Source organism: Campylobacter sp. JMF_08 NE1 (assembly GCF_027737875.1).
Taxonomy (GTDB): Bacteria; Campylobacterota; Campylobacteria; order Campylobacterales; family Campylobacteraceae; genus Campylobacter_B.
Genome location: NZ_JAOVUC010000001.1, coordinates 105,489 through 130,302, shown reverse-complemented (window position 1 = coordinate 130,302; position 24,814 = coordinate 105,489). Strand labels below are relative to the sequence as shown.

The 24,814-nt window shown below is 37.8% G+C and carries 23 protein-coding genes; 7 read left to right on the top strand and 16 right to left on the bottom strand.

The genetic code is table 11. The annotated features are described in order from the left end of the window. Positions 1–100: 100 nt before the first annotated feature. The 14 genes from OFN91_RS00660 to OFN91_RS00595 all read right to left on the bottom strand — a co-directional run bounded on the left by OFN91_RS00660 (position 101) and on the right by OFN91_RS00595 (position 14,198). On the bottom strand, positions 101–1,342 hold the full coding sequence (locus tag OFN91_RS00660; protein ID WP_270872893.1) for a type II secretion system F family protein: 1,242 nt from the start codon (positions 1,340–1,342) through the stop codon (positions 101–103). Beyond that, positions 1,339–3,087: a GspE/PulE family protein gene (locus OFN91_RS00655; RefSeq protein WP_270858769.1), complete on the bottom strand. Its 1,749-nt coding sequence runs from the start codon at positions 3,085–3,087 to the stop codon at positions 1,339–1,341. Before OFN91_RS00655 ends, OFN91_RS00660 begins: the two co-directional genes overlap by 4 nt. Positions 3,088–3,092: 5 nt before the next feature. Beyond that, a complete protein-coding gene (locus OFN91_RS00650; RefSeq protein ID WP_270872892.1) occupies positions 3,093–3,632 on the bottom strand; it encodes a hypothetical protein in 540 nt (179 codons plus the stop codon). Then, positions 3,629–4,651 carry a tetratricopeptide repeat protein gene (locus OFN91_RS00645; protein ID WP_270872891.1) on the bottom strand — a complete coding sequence of 341 codons (1,023 nt, stop codon included), beginning with the start codon at positions 4,649–4,651 and terminating at the stop codon, positions 3,629–3,631. Before OFN91_RS00645 ends, OFN91_RS00650 begins: the two co-directional genes overlap by 4 nt. Beyond that, positions 4,644–5,474: an ATP-binding protein gene (locus tag OFN91_RS00640; RefSeq protein WP_270872890.1), complete on the bottom strand. Its 831-nt coding sequence runs from the start codon at positions 5,472–5,474 to the stop codon at positions 4,644–4,646. The genes OFN91_RS00645 and OFN91_RS00640 overlap by 8 nt, the downstream gene beginning before the upstream one ends. Continuing rightward, on the bottom strand, positions 5,474–7,117 hold the full coding sequence (gene mshL, locus OFN91_RS00635; protein ID WP_270872889.1) for a pilus (MSHA type) biogenesis protein MshL: 1,644 nt from the start codon (positions 7,115–7,117) through the stop codon (positions 5,474–5,476). Before mshL ends, OFN91_RS00640 begins: the two co-directional genes overlap by 1 nt. Next, positions 7,095–7,532 (bottom strand): hypothetical protein, encoded by a 438-nt coding sequence (locus OFN91_RS00630; RefSeq protein ID WP_270872888.1) that lies wholly within the window; start codon positions 7,530–7,532, stop codon positions 7,095–7,097. Before OFN91_RS00630 ends, mshL begins: the two co-directional genes overlap by 23 nt. Then, positions 7,529–8,185, bottom strand: a complete 657-nt coding sequence (locus OFN91_RS00625; RefSeq protein ID WP_270872887.1) for a type 4a pilus biogenesis protein PilO — start codon at positions 8,183–8,185, stop codon at positions 7,529–7,531. The genes OFN91_RS00630 and OFN91_RS00625 overlap by 4 nt, the downstream gene beginning before the upstream one ends. Next, entirely contained in the window at positions 8,185–9,705 is a 1,521-nt protein-coding gene (locus tag OFN91_RS00620; protein ID WP_270872886.1) for a hypothetical protein, read from the bottom strand. The genes OFN91_RS00625 and OFN91_RS00620 overlap by 1 nt, the downstream gene beginning before the upstream one ends. Before the next feature lie 63 nt (positions 9,706–9,768). After that, positions 9,769–10,638, bottom strand: coding sequence for a GTPase Era (gene era / locus OFN91_RS00615; RefSeq protein WP_270858761.1), 870 nt, complete (start codon positions 10,636–10,638; stop codon positions 9,769–9,771). 18 nt (positions 10,639–10,656) lie between these two features. Further along, a complete protein-coding gene (hslU, locus tag OFN91_RS00610; protein ID WP_270864462.1) occupies positions 10,657–11,973 on the bottom strand; it encodes an HslU--HslV peptidase ATPase subunit in 1,317 nt (438 codons plus the stop codon). Next, positions 11,974–12,519, bottom strand: coding sequence for an ATP-dependent protease subunit HslV (hslV, locus tag OFN91_RS00605; RefSeq protein ID WP_270858759.1), 546 nt, complete (start codon positions 12,517–12,519; stop codon positions 11,974–11,976). Then, positions 12,519–12,962, bottom strand: a complete 444-nt coding sequence (gene rplI, locus OFN91_RS00600; RefSeq protein WP_270872885.1) for a 50S ribosomal protein L9 — start codon at positions 12,960–12,962, stop codon at positions 12,519–12,521. The genes hslV and rplI overlap by 1 nt, the downstream gene beginning before the upstream one ends. A gap of 18 nt (positions 12,963–12,980) precedes the next feature. Continuing rightward, positions 12,981–14,198, bottom strand: a complete 1,218-nt coding sequence (locus OFN91_RS00595) for an argininosuccinate synthase (protein WP_270866208.1) — start codon at positions 14,196–14,198, stop codon at positions 12,981–12,983. Between the two features lie 172 nt (positions 14,199–14,370). Here OFN91_RS00595 and OFN91_RS00590 point away from each other — a divergent pair, with 172 nt between their 5' ends. Beyond that, a complete protein-coding gene (locus OFN91_RS00590; RefSeq protein ID WP_270872884.1) occupies positions 14,371–15,348 on the top strand; it encodes a putative transporter in 978 nt (325 codons plus the stop codon). Positions 15,349–15,408: 60 nt separating this feature from the next. On the opposite strand, the gene OFN91_RS00585 is transcribed toward OFN91_RS00590, so the two are convergent. Further along, positions 15,409–17,574 carry a TonB-dependent receptor domain-containing protein gene (locus tag OFN91_RS00585; RefSeq protein WP_270872883.1) on the bottom strand — a complete coding sequence of 722 codons (2,166 nt, stop codon included), beginning with the start codon at positions 17,572–17,574 and terminating at the stop codon, positions 15,409–15,411. Positions 17,575–17,912: 338 nt separating this feature from the next. On the opposite strand from OFN91_RS00585, the gene OFN91_RS00580 reads away from it, so the two are divergent. The 6 genes from OFN91_RS00580 to OFN91_RS00555 are packed head-to-tail and all read left to right on the top strand — an operon-like array spanning position 17,913 to position 22,609. After that, entirely contained in the window at positions 17,913–18,158 is a 246-nt protein-coding gene (locus tag OFN91_RS00580; protein WP_270862526.1) for an RNA-binding S4 domain-containing protein, read from the top strand. Continuing rightward, the gene (gene tsaE, locus OFN91_RS00575) at positions 18,142–18,552 is read left to right on the top strand and encodes a tRNA (adenosine(37)-N6)-threonylcarbamoyltransferase complex ATPase subunit type 1 TsaE (RefSeq protein ID WP_270872882.1); all 411 of its coding nucleotides are present in this window, start codon (positions 18,142–18,144) and stop codon (positions 18,550–18,552) included. The genes OFN91_RS00580 and tsaE overlap by 17 nt, the downstream gene beginning before the upstream one ends. Continuing rightward, a complete protein-coding gene (lptB, locus tag OFN91_RS00570) occupies positions 18,545–19,279 on the top strand; it encodes an LPS export ABC transporter ATP-binding protein (protein WP_270858753.1) in 735 nt (244 codons plus the stop codon). Before tsaE ends, lptB begins: the two co-directional genes overlap by 8 nt. Before the next feature lie 32 nt (positions 19,280–19,311). Continuing rightward, positions 19,312–20,355 (top strand): glycosyltransferase, encoded by a 1,044-nt coding sequence (locus OFN91_RS00565; protein ID WP_270872881.1) that lies wholly within the window; start codon positions 19,312–19,314, stop codon positions 20,353–20,355. An 11-nt stretch (positions 20,356–20,366) separates the two neighbouring features. Next, the gene (locus OFN91_RS00560) at positions 20,367–22,238 is read left to right on the top strand and encodes a glucosyltransferase domain-containing protein (protein WP_270872880.1); all 1,872 of its coding nucleotides are present in this window, start codon (positions 20,367–20,369) and stop codon (positions 22,236–22,238) included. Then, a complete protein-coding gene (locus OFN91_RS00555; RefSeq protein ID WP_270872879.1) occupies positions 22,235–22,609 on the top strand; it encodes a GtrA family protein in 375 nt (124 codons plus the stop codon). Before OFN91_RS00560 ends, OFN91_RS00555 begins: the two co-directional genes overlap by 4 nt. Before the next feature lie 123 nt (positions 22,610–22,732). Here OFN91_RS00555 and OFN91_RS00550 read toward each other — a convergent pair whose 3' ends face one another. Next, on the bottom strand, positions 22,733–24,802 hold the full coding sequence (locus tag OFN91_RS00550) for a TonB-dependent siderophore receptor (RefSeq protein WP_270872878.1): 2,070 nt from the start codon (positions 24,800–24,802) through the stop codon (positions 22,733–22,735). Positions 24,803–24,814 lie beyond the last annotated feature (12 nt).

Sequence of the window (24,814 nt, the reverse complement as noted above, 5' to 3'; positions counted from 1 at the left end):
AAGCGCAATTTTAGCAAATTTAAGGTTAAAATTTTATTTGAAAACTAGAATTTTACGAAGTTGTGATAAATCCGCGCCCGATTTGGACGCGGATTTTGTTTTAGTTTTTGACAGCTTTTCCCAAATCCCACATTGGCATAAAGATACCAAGAGCGAGTAGTAAGACCATACCAGCCATGAAAAATAGCATAATCGGCTCAACATAACTAGAAATATTATCGATAATATCGTCAAATTTCTCTTTGTAATAATCAGCAACATTTCCAAGCATTTTATCGAGGTTACCAGCCTGCTCACCAGCGCTAATCATCTGAATAAGCATACTCTCGTAAAGTCCAGTATTCTCAAAAGCCTCTGTTAGGCTAACACCTTGTTGAACAGCGATTTTAACGCTTGAAAGTTTTTCTTTTAGTGTGTGGTTATCGACCATCAAAACAGCCGTATCAAGGGCATCTGCAATAGGAATACCAGCGCGAACTAGCTCGGTAAAAATAAGCATAAATCTTGACATTGTAGAGTAAAAAATAATCTTACCAAACAAATAAACCTTTAAAATTCCCCTATCCCAGCCGATTTTAAACTGATCGTTGTTTTTATACAGCCATTTAAGACCCACGATTGTAACAATGATACCAAGCAAAATATAGCCGCCATAATTGTTAAGCGCACTTTCAATTCCTAGCAAAATTCTTGTAGGAAGTGGCAAATCTGCGCCGAGCTCTTCGAAAATTTCGCGGAATTTAGGCACAACATACATCATTAAAATCGTAAATGCTATCGCCATAACAATCATCAAAGTCATCGGATAGCGCATAGCCTTTTTAAATTTTCTTTGGTTTTCGTAAAGTTCAGTAAGCATAGAAGCTAGCTTAGCAAGTGATTCAGCCATATTACCTGTGGCTTCACCGAGGCTTACCATTGCCACGACGACATCGCCTAGTTGTGGGCGGAATTTCTCCGCTGATTCAGTCAGGCTAAGACCTGCATTAAGGTCGTCGTTCATCGCACTAAAAATGCCTTTTAGCGTCTTATCCTCTGTCGCTCTTGCGACCTCTTTAATAGAGTCGTGAATAGAAATACCAGCATTTGTCATAACAGAAAGCTGTCTAATAGCAGCAACTAATGGCAGAGTTTTTACCTTGCCACTACCGCCCATTAAACGAGTTACTTGGGTTTTAAAATCGCCTGTGATATTACCCAAATTTTGCGTTTGAGCGCGTCTAGAAATCGAACCGCCTGAGCGTTGTTTCATTAGGTTGTTCGCATTGACCTTGTTATTGACTTTTAGTCGCATTTGCTGGCGTTTTCCACCAGCGTTCATATTTACATTTAAATCTTTCATTGTTTAGCCACCCTATAAATTTCTTCTATACTTGTTACTCCACGAGCTGCACGAATAATGCCATCTTCAAACATATCGATAAAGCCCTCCTCTTTCGCCAAAGCTCTCATATCGTCTTTCGAGCCACCATTTGCAATCAGGCTTTGCATACGATCTGTAATAGGCAAAATTTCACTTATCATCTCACGACCCATATAGCCTGTCTGACCACATTGATCACAACCAACTGCTTTGAAAAATTTATACTGCTCAGGTAAAAATTCTTTTAACTGATCGAGCATAGATTTTGGCACATTTGTCGGTTGTTTGCAGTGTGGGCAAAGCTTGCGCACAAGGCGTTGAGCCTCGACCGCAATAAGCGCACCACTGATTAAGTAACTCTCAATTCCCATATCTACAATTCTTGGTATCGCACTAACAGCGTCATTTGTGTGTAGTGTAGAAAAGACCAAGTGTCCAGTAAGAGCCGCTTGAATCGCGATTCTAAGCGTTTCTTGGTCACGAATCTCACCGATCATTATAATATCAGGGTCTTGACGCAAAATCGAGCGCAAAGCCGACGCAAATGTAAGGCCTGCTTTTTCATTAACATGGACTTGTTGTATTAAATTTACCTGATACTCAACAGGGTCTTCAACGGTAATGATTTTTGTATCGACACTTTTGACATCGTTTAGTGCCGCATATAGTGTGGTTGATTTACCACTACCGGTTGGTCCAGTAACTAGAATAATGCCATACGGTGCGTGCATTGCATTGCTAAATTTTTTAAAGCTTTCTGGGTGCATACCAAGCTTTTCAAGGCTAATGATAACCTTAGATTTATCCAAAATACGCATAACGGTAGATTCGCCATTGATAATAGGCAGTGTCGAGATACGAAAATCGTATTCGCGCCCAGAAATCGTCATAGAAAAACGGCCGTCTTGTGGCTTTCTACGCTCTGCGATATCCATATTTGAAAGCAGTTTCAAACGGCTCACAAGTGGCGGATAAATGTCTTTATCAAAGATAAAAATTTCTTGCAACATACCGTCAATTCTGGTGCGCACGACGCAGTTATTCTCAGTAGGCTCTATGTGAATATCGCTACCGCGCATAATGATTGATTGTTTTACAATCATCTCGATAAGCTGCAAAATCGCAGATGTATCATCGCCTGTGCCACTACCGCCCGTGCTAGCAAGCTCTTTTCTAATAGTAGCGACCAAATCTTTGATACTCTCGGAAAGTTCGAGTTTAGACATATATTTATTTACTTGATTTGGATCGGCTACAACGATTTTTAGAAGGTGTTTGTTAAAAATCGCTTGAATTCTATCCTGAGCTTCCATATTAAACGGATCAGAAAACGCAACATAGATATTTAAATCGTCCGCCCTTACAGGAATTACGCCAAATTTTTTAAGTTGCGCCATCGGAGCGCGCTCAGATAGTTTAAAATCGATATCAACATCATCTAAATTCATATAGGTTAAATTTTGTTTTTTAGCCAAAACTTGCAAAAATTCTTTTTGATCGATTGAAAATTTCTCGCGAACATCTTCGTAATCAATCTGTCTGCGTTTGTAAAGCTCAGCTAAAATCAAGCAAAAATTTTCTTGACTTAAATAGTTGTCGCCGACCAAAACTTCGCCAAGGGTCAAACCAATATCCATTTTCTCCTGAATTTCAGGGACGATAGCTTGGGTTAGGACATTATTTTTTATTAGAATTGAAACAATCTGCTCTTCTATCTTTGTCATATCAATCACCAATAAATTTTAATCGAGCTAAGTTTTTCACCGGCATAGATTGCCACCACCATCTTTTTTACTCCCTCTTCTTCTTTGATAAAAAGCTCGGCTTTTTCGCCGTCATCTAGGGTAAAAACATACGCATCGCCTTTTTTGGTGTATGTTTTCTCTACAAATTTATCAAAAATTTCAGACAAAATATAATTAATCTTCGGCGTTCTGATATACGAAATATCCACGCCGTCGCAAAGCGCTAAATAAAGCATTTTCTTTTGGAAAACTATGGTCGAATACAAAGAGGCATTTTCCCTAGTTTCCTTCGTTTTATACAGCATTACCATTGGCACGACTAGCTCATTTACCCTATCCATTTTTAGGCAAGCTTTCGCGTAAGTGTTTGCTAGCGCCTCGTTTTGCTCCTCGATAAAGAGATTCCTAACGCTTTCTTGGCAAATTCTATTGTATTGACCGATTTGGTCCCAATTTCGCACATCATCGACATTGACAGCGAAAACATAGCCGAAAAATAGCGTTAAAAATAAAAATACTCTCATAGCGCACCGCTTTTGATTTGATTTATTAAATTCGCAATTTCGCCATTTTTAGCCTTAGAATTAAATGTTTCTAGCGCGTAAATAGCATCATCTTTGCGACCTTTTTTATAATTAGCTTTGGCAAAAATTATCCAGCTATTAATATTGTTTTTATCAATCTCATTTGATGTTAAAGCCCATTTTATCGCATTGTCATAATCTTTTTTATTATAAGCTTCCTCGGCCAATGAAAGCGAATACTCGATTTTATTTGTCGCATAAAATTTACTCTCCAAACTCTGTCGCTCAGAGCTTAAATTTGAGGTGCGAATTTCAAGGCGAGAACTAATCGGAGCCCTATTCACAGGGGCTGGCGCACTTGAAGCGACATTTTGTTTTGGTGGCAATGGAGCCTTACCAAAATCAATAATCTCGTTTTTCATCGGTTGGTTGAAATTTTGAGCATTTGGGTTAAAATTTGGCACATTGTTAGCCTGATTAAAACCCTGATTAAATCCCCCGTTAGCAAAATTTTGGTTAGCAAAATTTTGGTTATTGGCAGAATTTTCGTATGTGTTTGTGATCTTAAAACCGCCAGAATCCTCGCTAGATAGCACACCCACATCGTTGATATTTAGGCTTGGGCGATCAATATTTTGCGCTCGGTTAGTATCGTTTGCTGGGGCGCTGATATTATAATCTGCGCGCGAAATTTCACTATTTTGCGCGGCAACCTCAGTTTGCGGGGCAGTATTTATGGTAGGCTGGGGCTGGGGCGCAGGGTTTGGCACGACATCGCTTATGGTAGGTCCGTTTTGGATATTTTCGTTTATGCTAGCCATGCTAACTTTGTCGTCGTCTTTAAGCAACCAAAAAATTGCACCAATCGCGATAGAAATCAAAGCCAAAAGCCCTAAAATCGTCTTGTCAAATTTAAATACAAAATTTGGCTTAGATTTCAAAAAGGAAAATTGCTTTTTGTTTTTATTGTATTCTTCCCATTTTTTTTCTAATTCATTAACTTCATAAAATTCAAGCATCGATTATCCCTGTGCCAATGGCCGCCATTTCTATGATTTTATTATTGATTTGAGCAAAACTAATCTCTGTTGGCTTATTTGCCTCGTAATACTCAAACAGCTCATACATTTTATACATTAATTTGTTTATGTTTCTCATATTTCCATCAGTTAAATTTAGGATTAAATCAAAATTGTCATCGCTAAACATAAAATAATATTGCTGAAAACCATGAAAAACTAATTTTTTTTCTATATACAGCTTTACCTCGCCTAAATTTGAGTTTGGAAGCTCTATACTCTCCCAAATTCTGGTTTTAAAATAATCTTTGGCAAGACGATCTTCCTCATCTGTTTTATGCACTGTAAATAAAAATTTAAATAACCTAGAATCCGCCATTAATCTAATTTTTTCAATCAAATTTCCAGGATAAAGTTGAGCTTCATCAAGCAAGATTACCACCTGCTCCACAGCTGCGCCTCCACCTGTAATCCCAAGTCTTTCGCGATAAACTCTCATAAAATTTTCGTAGTTATCGATTGGCGTAACTGGGTTAGAGTGGAAAATTTGAGAATAAAGTTCTAAAAAAAACTCTTTTTCATCAAAAAAAGGTTGTGGCATAAAAACGACTTTAACCTTTTTTTCCAAATCAGCTTTTATTTTATTTAGCAAAAAGGTCTTTCCGCAACCTGGTTTGCCATAAAACAAAATCAGTTTGAGCGGTTTTTGTAGGGCATTTAAAATTTTATGGTATGCAAGAGTTGATTTATCGAGATTAACGAAGTCTGAGACTTCGTTATCTTCGATAAATATCTCTTTAATAGAGGTATAAGTGTTACTCATTATTTTTCATAGACAGATTTTGAGTAACCAAGCTCTTTTAGCGAGCTAGCCAAAGGAGCACCTGTATTGTCGATAATATGTGGAGTTACGACGAAAATAAGCTCAGTTGTGCTTAAAACATCGGCTGTGCTTTTGAATAAATTTCCTACAAGAGGAATCTCAGCCAAAATCGGAACTCTTGTGTTATTTTTAGTTTTTGTTTGACCAATCAAACCACCAAGGATTACAGTATCGCCATCATCAACCCAAACTACACTTGAAAGTTTCTTTTGAAGTGTATCAGGAGCGATATTTCTAGGTGTGCTAGTTTTCATATCATCTTCTGCATATTTAAAGCTACTCAAAGACGGATTGATTCTAAGCATAATTCTATTATCATCTGAAATTTCTGGCAAGATATTTAACAAAATACCGATAAAAATAGAGTATTGTGTTTGATCAGATGTGACAGAGCTACCATCGCTTGCCGCAGTTAGAGAAGTAGCACTTTCTAGCAATAAATAGTTGATAGTATCACCAACAGAAATAATCGCTGGTTGGTTATTCATAGTAGTTACCTTAGGGCTAGCTACGACTTTTGTTTTACCCTTGGTCTCCAAGAAGTTAATCATACCATCAATGCTGAAATTTAAATTCGCAGCTATTCCCCAAATACCACTAGCTTGGCTAGCTTTTAATCCCATTTCGCGTCCCCATTCATAACGATTAAAACCAGTAACCGTATTATATCTTTCACTTATTGTTCTGTCAGGATTATTTGGATCTGGATATGTTAGAACATTTGGTGTTACAGTCATTCTCTGTGTTTGCATAGGAGTAGCATTTCTATTACCAAAAGTATAGCTTGTAGGAGTATTAGCATCACCACCTATGTATGTGTTAAAGCCGAGTTGGAATTTACTCCAATCGATACCTGTTGTGTATTCATTATGCAACTCGACAGAAATAATATTTACATCAAGCAAAACCTGTCTGCCAAGGCGTTTTTGCATATTTTTCAAATAGCTATCAACACGAGCAATTTGAGATTTTGTAGCAGTTACGGTAATCAAACCAGCATTTTGATTGACAATAGGAGCTACGGCTACATATTTTTCTGTGCCGTTATTTAAAATACTAGTGATATCATCGCTAATTCTTTCCCAAAAATCAAATTTCTCAGTAGATGTAATTTTGTTATCATCTAACTTCTCTTTGTCTTCATCTTCTCCTACTTCAACAGGAGCTGAATCAACAGAGGCTTTTGTAGTAGCAATGCCTTCTCTTACAGAAGTGATATAATCTACCTTAAATGTCTTTGTCTCTAATGCAGAAATTTTAAGAACATTGTTTGAGTAATCATAGCTAAGGTTATTTTCTTTAATCAATAAATCAAAAACCTCTCTTAATGACATATCTTTAATGCTAACACCTTGGAGCTCTTTTGCAAGTTCCTCTTGCGCAATAGCATCTTTTGCAACGACAGAAAATCTACACATATCAGATAATTGTGTTAGCATTTCATTTAGCGTTACAACATCATTAACCTTAATATTCAAAGCCTTTCTATCGCAGTTTGAAGCAGCAGATAAACCTGTGACACCAAGCGATAATGCAAGCATAGCAGCTAAGCTAAGTTTCTTACTTGTATGTAATAGTGACATTTTGATTTCCTTGTTTTAGTTTTAATTCGATTTTATTATCTTCGTTATTAGCGACAATAACGCTATTACCAGTTATTTGGACAATTTTATATGAACCGATATAATCACCTAGTCCATACCATTTGTCATTTAATTTAACTTTATTGCCCATGATACCAAGCAACTGATAACCTAAACCTTCTGTTTTTTTCACCACAGGCTCAACAGGACCAGTATTAGCCTCGCGCGGATAAAACGGATCTGGCAAAGATGCAATTTGAGAATCACTAAGACCCACCCTTGGCTTGTTTAGGTTAGCAAACATACCATTATATCTATCTTGAAATGCTCTTACTTCATCAGATAGACCCTTAGGCTCATCTGCTCCAAAAAGCACACTAGACAAAACAAACGAACATAAAATTATCTTTTTCATTTGTAATTCACTCCCCAGATAGACATACCAACCGTGCCACCAATTTTACCTTCCTCGGTGCCATTGATATCCATCTTATTAACATCTACAATCATTTCTGATTGCTCTATTAAATTTACATATCTAACAACATTTTGAAAAGCACCTTCAAATTTAACATCGATATTCAACAATGCTTCTGGCTTGAATACATTTTTAGCACTAGGCTCTTTTTTAGAGCTAGTAATGCTATGAATTTTGATATTATTATTCTCGGCCAGTGTTGTTAAACTATCCATAAAGGTAGCCCAGTTTTTCTCATTGTATGTTAGCTTTGAAATCTCTGTCAATTTTACATCTAAATAGTTGATTTTATTAACAGCATTTTCCAAATTTGTCTCTTCGAGTTTTAAAGTAGCTCTTTCTTGTGCAACTTTGCCAGCAGGGTTGCTGTTAAAGTCAGTATCATACTCTCTTTGAGAATCTTCTAGTTTTTGGGCAGCACTAGCTAAATTACTCTCACTTTCTTCCAAATATGGCGCAGAATATGTACTCAATCCAAAATAAGCAATAACTGCCGCCAAAATCAAACCTAAATATAAGTAGTTGTTGGCACCATTGCCTTTGGCTGCAAACCATTCATCAATTTGATCTAATGAACCTTTTTTTCTCATTAGCGCACCTCCACACTTATATTACTATCATAAACGACACTGTCATCTTTGCCTTGCAAGACGATTGTTTCAGTATATACGCCATATTTTGCTTTTTGGCTTATATCTTCTAGCAACTCTGTCATTTGCTTGTCATTTTTAGTATGAACTTCTACGGTAATATTTCTATCATCGTTGCCTATTCTTACCAATTTTCCTCTGTTTTTAACAATCATATTAGTAAGGTCAAATACAGACATACCCTTCATAGCATACTCATTTTTCTTACTAAAAATTTCGTTAATCAAACTACTGCGATCGCCTAAATCTTTATTTCTTACGCCAAATTCCTCTTTGACTTTGGCAGTTTTTTCTTTTGCTTCTTTGACTTGCTCTCTTGCAGGGACAAGCTCTGATTCTAATCCTTGATATTCTGTTGTTTTCTCATCAGCTATCATATTGTTGTAATAACCATAGCCAAATTGATACGCAGGGTAAGCAGCACCAAGCAATAAACCACCCAAAACATAGCCAATCAATTTACCGCTATATCTTTGGTTTAATGGTGGTGGGCGCATAAATGGTGAGTAGTTGTGATCATCATCTGGCTCAGCCAAGTATTGCTGTCCGGCTAAAAACATCAAAGTATCTAGTTGAGTAAGCGGATAATCTTTCGCATTAATCGCTACGCTAAAATTAAAATCTTTGTAGTCGATTTTTAGATTATTTTCTACAAAAACCTCGATAGCAGGGATTTTGCCGATATCTGTGCCGATATAAATACTTTGAATATTTATGTTATAGACCTTAGATATACCGTTCAAAACATCGTTGATATAGTAGAACATATCATCGAAAATTTGAATCATATAATCTCTCTCAGCCGGATTTTCTAAATTTATACCTTGTGTTGCAAGTAATTTAAAGAATTCAGCCTCTTCCATTCTGTTTCCGACCAATTCAGAAAATTTGTCGTGCAAGAATTTGAGATTGTATCTAAGTTGTCTTGATTGAAAATATTCACCGTTTTGATAGACGACCAAAAACGCGTCATCTCTTTGCAGATAAACAAAACAATCAATTCCGTCTCTTGTCAAAATTCCACGAGCATAGAGATTTTCGTAAAGAAACGGTGCCATAGCGACATAATCGATGTAATTTGTGCGAGCTGCGATAGCATCAAATTCAGCAGTTAATTTTGTGTTATCGACGACGAATACATTAAATACTCTATCATCGCTGTTAGCACCGATAACTTCGCTATATGTAATTTTATAATCCAGAGCAGTGTCAAGACCTAGCTCCTCATAAACCTTAACGACGATAGTGTCTAACAAATCGTCATCCGCGACAGTCTTGCTTATTTCGACTGTTGTTGTCATTACATCCTTATAAGGTACATAAGAAATGTAAGTCTCTTTCGCACGATTTGATTTAGAAAAATCGTGTTCAAAAACTTCATTTTCACTTAGACCGAATATGGTTTGCGTGACTTTGTTGATTGCAACAACCGAAGTAGCATTTTTACTATTTCTTGCCATAACACTCCACTTCTTTAAATGAAATTAAATATCTACGAATAATAATAAAAATAAAATGAAATGTCAATAGATAAAGTGCCTTTTTACGCCATTTTCATCATTTTTCCACCCTTTTTTTACCAAAACTATTAACTTTAAGTAAATTTTAATGTTTTTAAAGGCGGAAATTATTTTCTTCCCCCTAATTCCTATTCTCTTAATTGTTTCACCATTTTTGCCAATTAAAATTTCTTTATGAGAGTTTGTGTCGGTAATAATCTGGGCATAAATTGAGATTAAATTTGGCTTTTCTATCACTTTTTCGATTAAAACATCGCTCGAATACGGCACCTCGCTATTGGTATTTTCGAAAATAGATTGCAGGATAAATTCACGGTAAATGTCTTTTTCGTTTGTAGTGCTTAAAATTTCAGGATCGTAAAAATACTCATGCTCGGGCAAAAATTTGCAAATTTCGTCCAAAATTTGGCGTTTGTAGATATTTTTTTTGATACTAACTGGAATTATGGCTTCAAATTTATCTTGAAATTTTTGATATTCGAGCAGTTTTTTAACGATTTTTTCGTCATTTACTTCATCGATTTTAGTCAAAATCACGATATGTTTGGCAGTGGGATTTAGCTCGACAAATTTCGCGTAGTTTTCCACGCTATCATGCACAGGCGCTAAAAACAGCGTCAAATCGCCGTCCCCAATGGCTTTGAGCGCCACTTCGACCATAAGCTTATTCATCAGCTTCTCGCTCTCGTGAAGTCCTGGGGTATCGACAAAGATGATTTGATCATCTCCGTGCATAACTATGCCGTTGATTTTACGGCGTGTGGCATTGATTTTGTGCGAGACAAGCGAAATTTGCTCACCCAAAAGATAGTTTAAAAACGAGCTTTTTCCAGCGTTCGTGCGTCCGATAAGTGTAACAAATCCGCTTTTCATCGAAATTTCCCGCAAAATTTAAAGAATATATTTTGCTAAATCGTCGTTATTAACGATTACGCCTAGCTTTTCGCTGACTAAATTTTCATCAATCACGACCTTTTCACCGCTGTGCTCATCGGCTTCGAAGCTGATGTCTTCTAGCACCTTTTCCATTATGGTATGAAGTCGTCTAGCGCCGATGTCTTCGACCTGAGCGTTTGCCTGAGCAGCGTATTTGGCAAGTGCTTTTATGCCACTTTCGCTAAATTCTAACTCCACGCCCTCGGTTGCTAAAAGTGCGCAGTATTGCTTCAAGAGCGAATTTTTTGGCTTGGTTAAAATTTCGTAAAGCGCGTTTTCATCTAAGCTTTCAAGCTCCACTCTAAGCGGAAATCTGCCTTGAAGCTCTGGGATTAAATCGCTTGGTTTGCTTATGTGAAACGCCCCAGCCGCGATAAATAAAATGTGGTCAGTGTCTAAATTGCCAAATTTCGTGCTCACGCTCGATCCCTCCACGATCGGAAGCAAATCGCGCTGAACGCCCTCTTTGCTCGGATCTTGGCGCGAGCCGTTGGAGCTAACGGCTACCTTATCAATCTCATCGATAAAGATAATGCCCTCTTCCCTAGCCCGTCTCATCGCCTCTGCCTTGACGCTTTCCATATCCAAAATTTTCTCGCTAGCTTCGTTTTTAAGGGCGACTTTGGCGTCTTTGATTTTGAGCTCTTTTTTTGTTTTTTTCGTCGCTATGCCGATGACTTTAATGAAATTTTCTTGCATATTTGCCATTTCTGGCGGTAAATTTGAATTTGATTCTAGCGTATTTTCGCTGATTTCAATTTCGATTAATTTCTCGTCCAAACTCCCGCTAAGCAGTTTTTCACGCATTTTTTCGTAGCTTTTGGCATACTCTGCGTTTTTCTCTTCGCTAGCCCCGCGAGGCAATGGCGGCATAAGCTTTTCTAAAATTTTTTGCTCGATATACTCGTCGATTTTGTCTTTGTTTTTTTCAAATTCTTCATTTCTGACTAAATTTACAGCCGCAGCTGCCAAATCTCGCACCATAGACTCCACATCTCGCCCTACAAAGCCAACTTCTGTGTATTTACTAGCCTCCACTTTGATAAATGGCAAACCAAACATTTTTGATAATCTTCGCGCGATCTCTGTTTTTCCCACGCCGGTAGAGCCTATCATAAGGATATTTTTCGGGGTGACTTCGCCCCTCATATCATCGCTTAGCCTCATACGGCGATAGCGATTGCGAAGTGCGACTGCTATCGTGCGTTTGGCGTCCTTTTGTCCGATTACATAATCATCTAAATTTTTAACAATTTCCTTTGGTGTCATCATCTATTTATCGTCCCAGATTGCGTAAGTTTTAATGTTTTCGTTTGTGTAAATGCAAATTTCACCAGCTATTTTTAGGCTCTCTTTTACCAAATCCTCTTCACTTAAAATTCCAAACCTATCCAATGCCCTAGCTGCGCTTAGTGCGTAGTTTCCGCCACTTCCAATGGCCGCTAGGCGGCCATCGTCTGGCTCGACGACATCGCCCGTGCCACTTAGCAAAAATATATTTTTTCTATCCACTACAAGCATCATGGCTTCGAGTTTGCGTAGATATTTATCCTTGCGCCACTCTTTGCTAAATTCCACCACAGCTTTCAAAAGTTCGCCCTTTGCGTTATCAAGGCATTTTTCAAACATATCAAAGAGATTAAACGCATCGGCCGTGCTTCCTGCAAATCCAGCTAGCACGCTTCCGTCTTTGCCTATTTTGCGAATTTTAGTCGCATTGCCTTTAAGCACGGTATTTCCGAAGGTCACCTGCCCGTCTCCGCCGATAACTGAGCCACTTTTGCCTTTGTAAGCTAAAATCGTAGTTGCTTCAAACATTACTCTGCTACCACATCTATTTCAAATTTTGCCACAATGCCGTGTTTAAATTTCGCCGAAACATCGTAAATTCCGACACTTTTTATATTTTCGACTTCCAAGACTTTTTTATCTATATCGAAATTCTTTTGCTCTTTTAGCGCAGTTGCGATTTCTTCTTTTGTAACTGAGCCAAAAAGTGCGCCATTTGCACCTGCTTGTTTTGCAATTTTTAATCGGACATTTTTTAACGCCTCTTTAAGCTCGGTGGTTTTGTCGAGTTCCTCTTTTTCTAGCTCGGCTTCTTTGCGTTTGCCAGCCTCGTATTTACGCAAAACCTCGTTAGTCGCAGCTAGCGCAAAGCCCTTTCCTATCAAAAAATTATTTCCATATCCGTCTTTTACTTCTTTGATTTCACCGGCTTTTCCTAGCCCTTTGACATCTTTTATAAGTAAAACTTTCATTAAATTTCCTTTTAAATTTTAAAATTTTCGACCGCTTTTTCCTGCGATAATAAATCTAAGCGCATTTAGCTTGATAAAGCCGTCTGCGTCTTTTTGGTTAAATACAGCGTCTTCTTCAAATGTGCTAAATTCGACATTAAACAAGCTATCTTTGCTCTCTCTGCCTCTTACAATCACATTTCCTTTGTATAGCTCTATGCGAACTGTGCCATTTACGCACTCTTGTGATTTATCGATTAGACTTTGAAGCATGATTCGCTCTGGGCTAAACCAAAAGCCATTGTAGATTAGCTCAGCGTATTTTGGCATAAGCTCGTCTTTTAGGTGCGCTGCGCCACGATCTAGTGTGAGGCTTTCTATCGCGCGGTGAGCTTTGAGAAGGATTGTGCCACCTGGGGTTTCGTAGCAACCTCTACTTTTCATACCGACATAGCGATTTTCGACTAGATCAAGTCTGCCGATACCGTGTTTGGCGCCGAGATTGTTTAATTCGTGTAAAATTTCATGCGCTTTTAGTTTTTTGCCATTTAGCGCGATTGGATCGCCGTTAGCATACTCGATTTCGATGATTTCGCTCTCATCTGGGGCGTTTTTAGGATCTGTTGTCCATCTCCACATATCGTCCTCTGGGGCGTGGTTTGGATCTTCTAGCACTAAACCCTCATAAGAGATGTGAAGTAAATTTGCGTCCATTGAATATGGTGATTTGCCCGGTTTTTTGGTGATATCAATACCATGCTTTTGCGCGTAAGCTAAAAGCTTTTCACGGCTGTTTAAATCCCACTCGCGCCATGGAGCGATGACCTTTATATCAGGTTTTAGTGCGTACGCACCAAGCTCGAAGCGAACTTGATCGTTTCCTTTGCCAGTAGCGCCGTGGCTTACAGCGTCTGCGCCTGTTTTTTGCGCGATTTCGACCATTTTTTTCGCAATTAGCGGTCTAGCGATACTTGTGCCTAGCAAATACTCGCCCTCATAGACTGCATTTGCGCGAAACATAGGGAAAACATAATCTTTTACAAACTCTTCTCTCAAATCTTCGATAAAAATATTTTCTGGTTTAATGCCTAGTTTTAGGGCTTTGTCTTTGATTGGGGCTAGGTCTTCGTTTTGACCGATATCAGCGGTGAAAGTTACCACTTCGCAACCATAATTATCGCCAAGCCATTTTAAAATAATGCTCGTATCAAGTCCGCCAGAATACGCTAGAACTACCTTTTTTACGCTTTTTTGCATAACCACTCCTTTGATTTGAAAATAACGGCAAAGATTTTAGCTAAATTTTGGTTTAAAAGTTCTGAAATTTGCGAAATTTGGGAAATTTGCAAAATTTTAAGGCGTTAAAATAAAAATTAATATCAAATTTGCTAAAATTGATTTTGAAATAAACTTTCAATAAAGGTAGATAATGTTTTCATCATTTTTCAAAAGCAAAAAATGGCGAATTTTGGCATGGGGCGGTATGCTTTGCATACTAGGTATAAATTTGTTTCAAACCATTTTAAATGTCAAATTTAACGAGTGGTATCGGACATTTTACGATATGGGTGGCGAGATAGACAAGCACACAATCGATGAATTTTACCAGCAAATTTTGCTTTTTATCTGGATTGCTGTTTGGTTCGTGCTATCGGTGGTTGCTGAGCGATATATCACGCGTGTATGGGTGCTAAAATGGCGCGAGGCGATGACATTTGCGTATATCGGCTTTTGGCGCAAGGTAGAGCGCGATATCGAGGGTAGCTCGCAGCGTATCCAAGAGGACATTTATCGTTTCACCAAAACGCTCGAAGATGTCGGCATGCGTATCGTGTATGCCTTTATGACGCTCTTTGCCTTCATACCGATTTTGTGGAATTTAAGCTCAGGGGTCAAAGTACCAATACTCGAAAATATCCCAGGCGGGCTTGTTTGGATTGCGCTAATCGTTAGTATCGGAGGGCTTGGGGTTTCGTGGTTTGTGGGACGCTACCTGCCACGCCTAGAATACAACAACCAAAAGGTCGAAGCAGCCTTTCGAAAAGAGCTAGTATTCGCCGAAGAAGATAAGCAAAACTACGGCAGCGAAGAGAAAATTTACTCGCTTTTTGACAAGCTCAAATTTAACTACCACAAGCTATTTTTGCACTATTTGTATTTCGATGCGTGGCTAAATACTTACTCACAAATCCTAGTCATGGTGCCTTACCTCATCATGGGTCCGGGGCTTTTTACCAAGGCAATCACGCTTGGCGTGCTGATCCAAACGGCAAACGCGTTTAATAAAGTACGCGTGAGTTTTAGCGTATTTACAAACAACTGGACGACGATTACGGAACTTCGCTCAATCCACATGAGGCTTAAAGAATTTGAGGAAAATATCGGGTATAAGCCAAATTTAGAGTAAAAAAATAGCGAATTTGGGTGAAATTTACCCAAATTCGCAAAAAGGAGTTCAATGAAAATTTTAAAATTTAACTTCTAAATCTACCCAGAAATTTCGCCCACGACCTACCGCAGTAGTTTCTCTGGTTCTATTTGCGTTAATGTATGGTTTATCAAAGATATTATTTACACCAAAACCAACTGTCGCGCCATCTAAAAAAGGCAAAACTTCACTTTTTTCTATTTTGTATTCGCCCTTAAAATCAGCAATCGTAAAGTCCTTATCGACATAATGCGTAACTTCACCCGTCCTTGAATTTACACTATAAATACCATCTCCGTAAATTTCAGGCGAAAACCAATGGCTAATTTTTAAATCCAAACTCAAATTCGAAAGTGGTTTGTAACCAAAACTTGCCATAAGTTTATCGGCGTGTCTGCCGTTTGTAATAGGCTCTTTTGTTTTGCTATCATAAATTTTTAGGTGTTCGTAACCTGCGCCAAATTTAAATCCGTTTATTTCATAGTTTGCACTAAGCTCAAAACCATGTCTTTTTGCCTCTTCGATATTTTGATACTGTCCATATTCTTGAAATCCAGTTCCTGCCGGATTAAGCCCACTAATCGGTGGTGTTCCTAAATCTGGTCTTTTTGCAATATTAATCATATCTTCGATTTTTCCGTTAAAATAAACGCCTTTGAAGCTAAATTTATCATTATCGCTAAAAATAGTATCATCCGCAAAGCTAAATCCAATTTCATACTCTTTTGCAACCTCTGATTTTAAATCAGGATTTGGTATGTAATAATACATCCTATTTATCGAACCAGCCTGCGAAGTCTCATGTGGAGTTGGCGCTCTAAAACTCTCACTATATCCTGCAAGAAGAGTAAATTTGTCAAAAAAAGTATAGCTTAGCGCAACTCTTGGCGAAAATCTATCGTCGCTAAAATCGGCGTCATTTACACCTACTTCGCGTTTAAATTTATCATATCGTCCGCCAAGAGTTAGCTCCAAATCGCCAACTTGCATAATATCTTGCAAATAAAATCCAAAATCTTGCCATTTATTTGGATGAGAGAAAAAATCCATAGTAGAGACGCCATCAACCGCCATTAAAGCATCCTCTTCTCTGTTTTGATAGTCAAATCCAGTCACAAGATTGTGATTTATAATACCAGTTTCGAAACGCGAAACATTTTTTAAATTTAAGCCCCAACGCTCTTCATCATTATCATACATACTATTCCAAACCCCAGAACCCTCGGTTTCTTCGTAAATTCTATGGTATTTAGACTCTGTTTTGTAGGCTGTCAATTCTAAATCTAACCATGGATTTTGTGGAGTGTAAAAATAGTTAAAAACATAATCTCTTTGCTCTAAATTTCCCTTGACATCTAAACTATCATAATTATTCCAAAGTGTTTGCCAAGTAGTAAGAGCATCTAGTTTGTAGTCAAAAAGGCTGAATTGCAATCTATGATTATCACCTAAATTTGCCCCTACTTTGGCAAATATAGTCCTAATATCCTCATCATCAAACGATTTTTTTGTGGTAGGGTCGTTCGGATCTGCATATTTCGAACCACCATCGGCAAATTTCATATTTCCATGTGAAGCTTTTTTGCCATAAATCAAAATATCTACCGGAATATCTTTTGGCGCAGCATATACGGCAGCTCTACCACTTTTCATATTATTTGATTCTAATCTACCTCCAATCATTGCACCGAATTCTTTGCCCTCACTTAGATAATCCCTAGCGTCTTTTGTGCTCATTTCTACAATTCCGCCAATAGCACCAGAACCATGCAAAATCGAGCTAGCGCCCTTTGTAACCTCAACTCTTTTTAAAATATCGCTATCGGTTCTAAAACTAGAAATATGATTTGAATACAAACTTGGGCTTCTTGGAACGCCATCTTGCTTGATGATAACGCGATTTTCGCTTTGGTATCCAAATCCACGGATTTGAAACTGCCTACCGCTTTCGCGCCCCATTTCCATACCACCATCTACACCTGGAATATCCATAATAGAATCGATAACATTTGATTTTTGTTTCAGCTCTTTTTCGCCAACTACACCAACCGAACCTGCATATTTTAAATTTTCGACCTCCGTCAAGGTCGCACTAACGATAATCTCGTCGAATTCAACCGCATTATGCTTAGGAGTTGTTGCGTTGTTTTCGACACCAAAAAGCACACCAGCCACAACCAAAGAAAGATAAAAGCTCTTTTTCATGTGGAATTTCCTTTCGTTAAATTTGCATTTAAAAATCGTGGCAAAATTATATTCATTATCAACTTAAAATATATTGAAAATTTTTATCAATAAAATGTAATAGCGATTATACTTCGTTTTTATCGAAGTTTTTATAAAATTTTAAGGAAAATTTATTAAAAAATTTTGCGAGAATTTATTGTTTTATTTTCGTTTAAAATTTTAAAATTTATGAATTTTATGCTTTATAACAAAATTGATAAAACAAATTTATAGTAGTAAAATTTTTGATTAATTATAAAATTTTAAATTCGCCTAAATTTCCAAATTTTAAGGCGAATTTGGCTACAATCCCACCCATGAGAGTCGATAAATTTTTAAATTCAGTAAATATCACAAAAAGGCGCGCTATAAGCGAGGATATGTGCAAAAGCGGCGTAGTCTATATCAACGGCGCAGTGGCAAAAGCTAGCAAAATCCTAAAAATCGGCGATATAATCACCATTAAATTTTTAGAAAAAGATAAAAGCTATCAAGTTCTGGGCTTTCCCGCCACCAAAAACACGCCAAAAAGTGAGCAAGAAAAATATGTCAAAGAGCTTTAAACTCACGCTTGGTGAGAGCGAAATTTCACAAATCGCTGAAATTTTGCCACGCAGTGGAGTGATTTTGCTAAATGGCACGCTAGCAAGTGGCAAAACCACGCTAACAAAGGCTATCGCGCTATCGCATGGCATAGATCCAGCCGCTGTGAGTTCGCCAACATTTTCGGTAATGCAAAATTACGGGCAAATTTATCACTACGACCTGTATAACGGCGGTAGCGAGGCGATGATGAACAATGGCTTAATCGAAAATTTATTCGAAGACGGGCTTCATATCATCGAGTGGGCGGACGAGAATTTGATAAAATTTATTGAAAAATATGAGCTGGATTGTTGCGCGGTAAATATCAAGGTCATGGGCGACAAACGCGAATACGAGGTAGTTTATGCATAGATTAGAAGTAAAAGATTTGAAAAAGACTATCAAAGGCACCCCGATAATCAAGGGCGTTTCATTAGAGGTCGAAAACGGCGAAGTCGTGGGCTTGCTAGGTCCAAATGGCGCTGGCAAAACCACGACATTTTATATGATTTGCGGGCTGATTTCTAGCACGAGTGGCGAGATTTTGCTCGATTTTAAGGACATTAGCAATGTCCCGCTTCACAAACGCGCCAAGCTTGGCATCGGATACCTGCCCCAAGAAAGTAGCGTTTTTAAGGATTTAAGCGTGGAAGAAAATTTAATGCTTGCCGCTGAAATCACCTATAAAGACAAAAAAATCGCAGCCGAAAAAGTCGATGAAATGCTAAATCTGCTAAATATCGAGCCGATAAGGGAGCGAAAAGGGGTGAGCCTAAGCGGTGGCGAACGCAGACGCTGTGAAATCGCGCGAAGCCTGATGATAACGCCGAAATTTCTCTTGCTTGATGAGCCATTTGCAGGGGTCGATCCTATCGCTGTTAGCGACATACAAAACATCGTGCGAAGCCTAAAAGAGCTTGACATTGGCATTCTCATAACCGACCACAATGTCCGCGAAACTTTGGCGATTTGCGATAGAGCCTATGTCATAAAAGACGGCGAGTTGCTCACTAGCGGCACAGCCAAACAGGTCGCAAACGATGAAAATGTGCGAAAATACTATCTAGGCGATAATTTTAAATTTGATAGTGAAATTTAGGCTTAAATGACGAAATTTAAGAAAGACGAAAAATGAAACCAATTTCAGAGAGAGAGAGAGAGAGTAAAAGCGAAAATTTAGACGAATTTTCGCAAAATTTAGAGCAAAATTTTACGCAAAATAATCCGCAAAATTCTACAAAACTTCTATCCATAGTCGTTCCGTGCTACAACGAAGAGCTTGTTTTAGATGAATTTTACAAAGTTACACTTGGTGTTTTAAAGCAAATTCAAAATGAAATTTTATCAAATTTAGAGTATGAATTTGTCTTTGTCGATGACGGAAGCCGTGATAATACAGCAGAAAAAATCAAAGAACTTCACGAAAAAGACAGCGCCGTGCATTTGGTAAAATTCTCGCGCAACTTTGGCAAAGAAGCAGCTATTTTAGCAGGATTTAAACAAGCACGGGGCGATATGGTCGTGCTAATGGATGCGGACTTGCAAGACCCGCCAAGCCTGATAAGCGAAATGGTAAAAAGCTACCTTGATGGATATAAAATCGTCTATTCTAAACGCAAAGACCGCGTTGGCGAAGGCTATGTAAAATCAAAATTCAGTGAAGCATTTTATCAAATTTTTAACCGAATTTCAGGCGTAAAAATCGAAAGTGGCGTAAGGGATTATCGCCTAATGGATAAAAGCGTAGTGGCTGAACTACTTAAAATGAACGAATATCACCGCTTCTCAAAATCAATGTTTGCATGGGTTGGATTTAAGAAAAAATGCTTGGAATTCGACCACGAACCACGCGTTGCAGGAGAAACCAGTTGGAGTTTTAAAAAGCTTTTTAACTACGCCGTTGAAGGCTTTGTGAGCTTTTCTACTGCGCCACTAAGGTTTGCTTTTATCATCGGCTTTTTGGTTAGTGCTTTTGCCTTTATATATGGAGCTTATGTCATTTTGCGAACGCTGATTTTTGGCGTAAATCTAAGCGGTTGGGCTAGCACGATTGTCATTATTTTGTTTTTAGGCGGAATTCAGCTTATCGTGCTTGGCGTTATTGGCGAGTATATCGCACGAATCTACGAACAGGTCAAAAACAGACCACATTTTATAATCGAAGAAATTATTTAAAAGGTAAATTTATGAATTTAGCGAATTTAAAAAGAACACTAAAATTTGATTATTTGGCATTTTTAAGCGTAACTCGCTCGTTTTTTAAAGATAAAAATTTTTTAAAATATTTTGGATTTATCTATTTGTTTTATTTTATAGGAATTTTTGCGATTATTAGGGCAAATATTTATTATATCGATGACAATACAAGAGCCATAAGCGGAGATTATCAATTCTGGGCTAATGCATCAAGATATAGCACAATATTTTTATCAGATTTTTTAAATTTTGGATTGCCACTACTTGATTTTTCTCCACTACAAAATTTAATTTGTATATTAATTCTAAGTCTAGCTTCTATGATTTTGGTAAAAACGATAAATAACAAAATTTCATATTTGGCGCTGATTGCTTCTTTGTTTATGGGCTTAAACCCATATTTTTTGGAAGCTTTATTGTTTAAATTTGATAGTATTTATATGTGTGTAGGGCTGTTTGCTTCCATAATACCTTTTTTATTTATAAAAAGAAAATTTTTATTTTGTATAATCTCTGTGATTAGTTTATTGATTATGCTAACCACATATCAAAGTCTCAATTTTACCTATTTGTTGATAGCTATGTTTTTGATTTTTTTGAAAATTTCTCAAAAAAAGGAATTTTTAAATTTTGCTATATTGAGTCTGGTTTCATATTTTTTAGCTATTATTATATTTAAAGTATTTATTTATAATCCAATTCAAATACATGTAAATACACAAACTTTCGGCGTAAATGATTTATTTAGTGGCTTTGTTGGCAATTGTGTTAAATTTATCGTCAAAATATACAACGATTGGAATGAAACTAGATTTTTATATATTGGTGCCATTGTAATAATATTATCTTCGATTGCTACAATTTTAAAATTTAAAAGCTTTAAATCACTACTTTGCTTTATCATATTTTTATTTTTTGGTTTTATCTTTTCTATGGGTTTTTATTTGTTGTTTGTAGAAATCAAATTTGAACTTAGATATATCGCAACTTTGGGTATTTACTTTGCCATAATTTTAATATATTTAAGCGAGTATATAAATAATCTAAAAGCCTATAATATCATTAAAATATTTTCAACATTTTTGATATTATATTGCGTTTATGGACTTTTATATATATCAAATTCGATTGGTTCTGCCCAGCAAGAGCAACAAAAATACATTGATTTTAGAACAACTTTGGTTATGCAAGACCTATTGGATTTTGACGACATTCATCTGCAATTTGTGAATTTTAATGGAATCATTATCGCTCCGTCAGTAGAAAATGTTAGAAAAAAGCTTAAAATCTTAGAGACTTTAATAGACTGGAACAATAATACCACTAATCAGCTAGGGTATAAGTCTCTTACGAGAATAATTGGTCGAGTCAATGGCAAGTGCGAAGGAGACACAATAGAAAAAACCAAAGAAAATATCTTTCACACGATAAAACAATATAAAAATGGCTGTATTGATGTAAATTTTAAAAGCCTAAATCTTTCTGAAAATTATGCTTTTATTAGTAGCAATCTAGCCAAAACAACGCTCTTTAATGCTAATGTAGATAAAAACTTAAATCTAAAAATTTATAAAAGCAACCAAAAATGGAGCAGAAAATATATCTATGTTTTTGAATTTAGCGAAAATATTGTGAAATTTGCTAGACAAAACGATAATTCTTTGGGATTTTATTTCACTAGCGAAAAAGGGCAAATATTTGCAAATAAAAATATCCATAATTTCACAAAAGACAACGATAAATTTTTATACACAGTAGAACTAGACAAAATGGATATAAAAGAAATTTTAATCATTTTTTATAACTCTCAAACCCAAGAAGGACAATTAAAATTTAAAATAAATTTAAAAGAGTCAAAATGACACTCATAAAATACCTGCTCGTGGGAGTTTTAAATACAATCGTCGGCTTTGGGCTAATCTTTTTGCTAATGTGGCGTGGGTTTAGCCCTGAATTAGCCAACATTATAGGCTACGCCGTGGGAATTTGTTTTTCGTTTGTGATGAATAAAATTTTTACCTTCCAAAGCAAACAAGCTTCCAAAAAGGCAAATTTAGCCGAATTTTTAAAATTCGTTAGCTCTATGCTGATTGCGTGGAGCCTAAATTTTATCACGCTTAAAATTTGCCTAAAATTTGGCGTAAATCCCTATATTTCGCAAATCATCGCAGGTGCGATTTATACTATCACTGGATATTTGCTAAGCAAAATTTGGGTTTTCAAAAAGGGCTAAATTTAAATCAAATTTAGCCCAAATTTTACGCGGCGCAGTATCCCGCGAAACCACGCCATACAAAATTCCACTAAAATTCCAGCAAATTTCCGCAAAATTTTACTAAAAATTTCACGCAAAATTTTACCAACTATACTTCGCGGTTAGTGTTACCTTCGCGCCCTCGCCGTAATAGCACCAGTAGTTGCACCCTGCAACATACTCCTTATCAGCGATATTTGTCGCATTTAGACGAAGTGAAAAGTCCTTATACGAATACTCCGTCATAGCATCAATTAGCGTGTGAGACGGCACACTCACAGCGTCGTGGCGAGGCGATGTCCATGCGCTACTCTCGCTCTTGCTTTTGCCCACATATCGCACGCCAGCGCCCATTTTGAGCCCATGTCCGCCACCCAAATCCATAGAATAAACCAAAAAGCCAGAGAACATATCTTTCGGGATTAGCGGCGTTGGCGTCATGTAGTCAAAGCCATCGACATTGATTTTGGCTTCGTTGTAGTGCGTGTAAGCGGCGATTAGGTTTAAATTTTCGCTTAAATTCACATTTGCGCCAAGCTCCACGCCTTTGGCTACCTGCTTTCCAGCCTGACTTGAAAAGCTCGAACCATCGGTGTATGGGACATTTCTCTGCTCGATATCAAAATACGCTAGGCTAAATTCGCCGTCTATGAAGCTTGGCAGATATTTCACACCCGCTTCGTATTGTCTAGCCGTGGTTGGCTTGTAAAACTCGCCCGAACTCGTGCGGCCGGATTGTGGCATAAAAGACTCGGAGTAGTTAAAATACGGCATAAATCCGCTATCAAACGCGTATAAAATCCCAGCCTGATAGGTCGTTTCGTCCGTGTCGTAGCTTTTATCACCATTTAGCGTGGCTTTTGCCTTGTCGTGGCGAATTCCAAGCGTTAAATTTAGCTTTTCAAACAGCTCAATTTTATCATTTAAATAAAATCCAAGCTGACTTTGATCCAAGTCATAATTCGGGTTTGAAAACGACAGCGCCGGATTTGCCATTAGGCGGGTGCGCACGGGATTATAGACATTTATAGTGCCTACGAAATAGTTGTAAAAATACTGCCCCCTAGCACGGATATCTCTGTAATCCACGCCCAAAGTTAGGCGGTTTTTCACACTCCCCCACTCGTCTTCGTAGCTTATGCGGTTATCGAATATATGCGAATTCACACTCGCATCGACAAAAAGCAAATCCTGCGCGATATCGGTATCGTTTATCATATTATACTCGACACTTGCGCCGATTTGGTCTTTGTTTTCGCGGTTAAATTTATAGCTTGATTCGAATTTTAGCTTATCGTTAAAGCTATGCGCTAACTCGTATCCAACTGAAATTTGATCGCGCGATAGACTATCGTTTAGTGCGCCCAAATTCGCACTTGGCGAAATTTTACCCTGCGCGCCAGGTATCATCGTGCCTACATAAGGGAAAAACCCGTTGCTTCCAGTGCCTGCGTCATGCGTGAAGCTAGATAGAAGTGTGAGCTGTGTATCATCGCCTAGCAAAAACAAAATCGATGGCGCGATGAAAAAATGCTCGTTCCATGTGTAGTTTATGTCGCCACGCTTTTTCTCATAATCGCTTACAATGCGAAATTTCACATTTTCGCTAAATTCGTCGCTGACATCGAAAAACACCCCACGCAGATGATTTGAGCCAAATTTCGCGCCGATTTCGCCTTGTGGGGTGAGAGTTGGACGCTTAGAGATGAGATTTATCACACCGCCAGCGTATGATGAGCCATAAAGTAGCGAGTTTGCGCCCTTTACCACCTCGATACTCTCATATCCGTATAAATCAGGACTGATACCAAAATATCCGCCCTTATACGCACTAGCGCCATCCACGCTCACACTCGCTTCAAATCCACGAAGTCTAAGCCAGTCGCTGGTATCCAAATCCGCGCCATAAGGCTGTCCGATAAAACCTGCTTCGTATTTTACGGCCTCATCGAGCTGTGTCGCGCCACGCTCTTCGATAGCTTTTTTGCTCTCGATTACAGATGAGCTTCCAGCACTCATGAAATCGACCTTGCCACTACCCTTGCTTATCGAGCCTACCACGGCGATTTCGTCTAAAACCTGCGCCTCGTTTGCCGTCTCAGAGACTTCCTGCGCCAAAACAGCCGCCGCGCACAGACTAAGCGCAAACGCGCTACCAAAAATTTTTCGCATAAATGCTCCTTT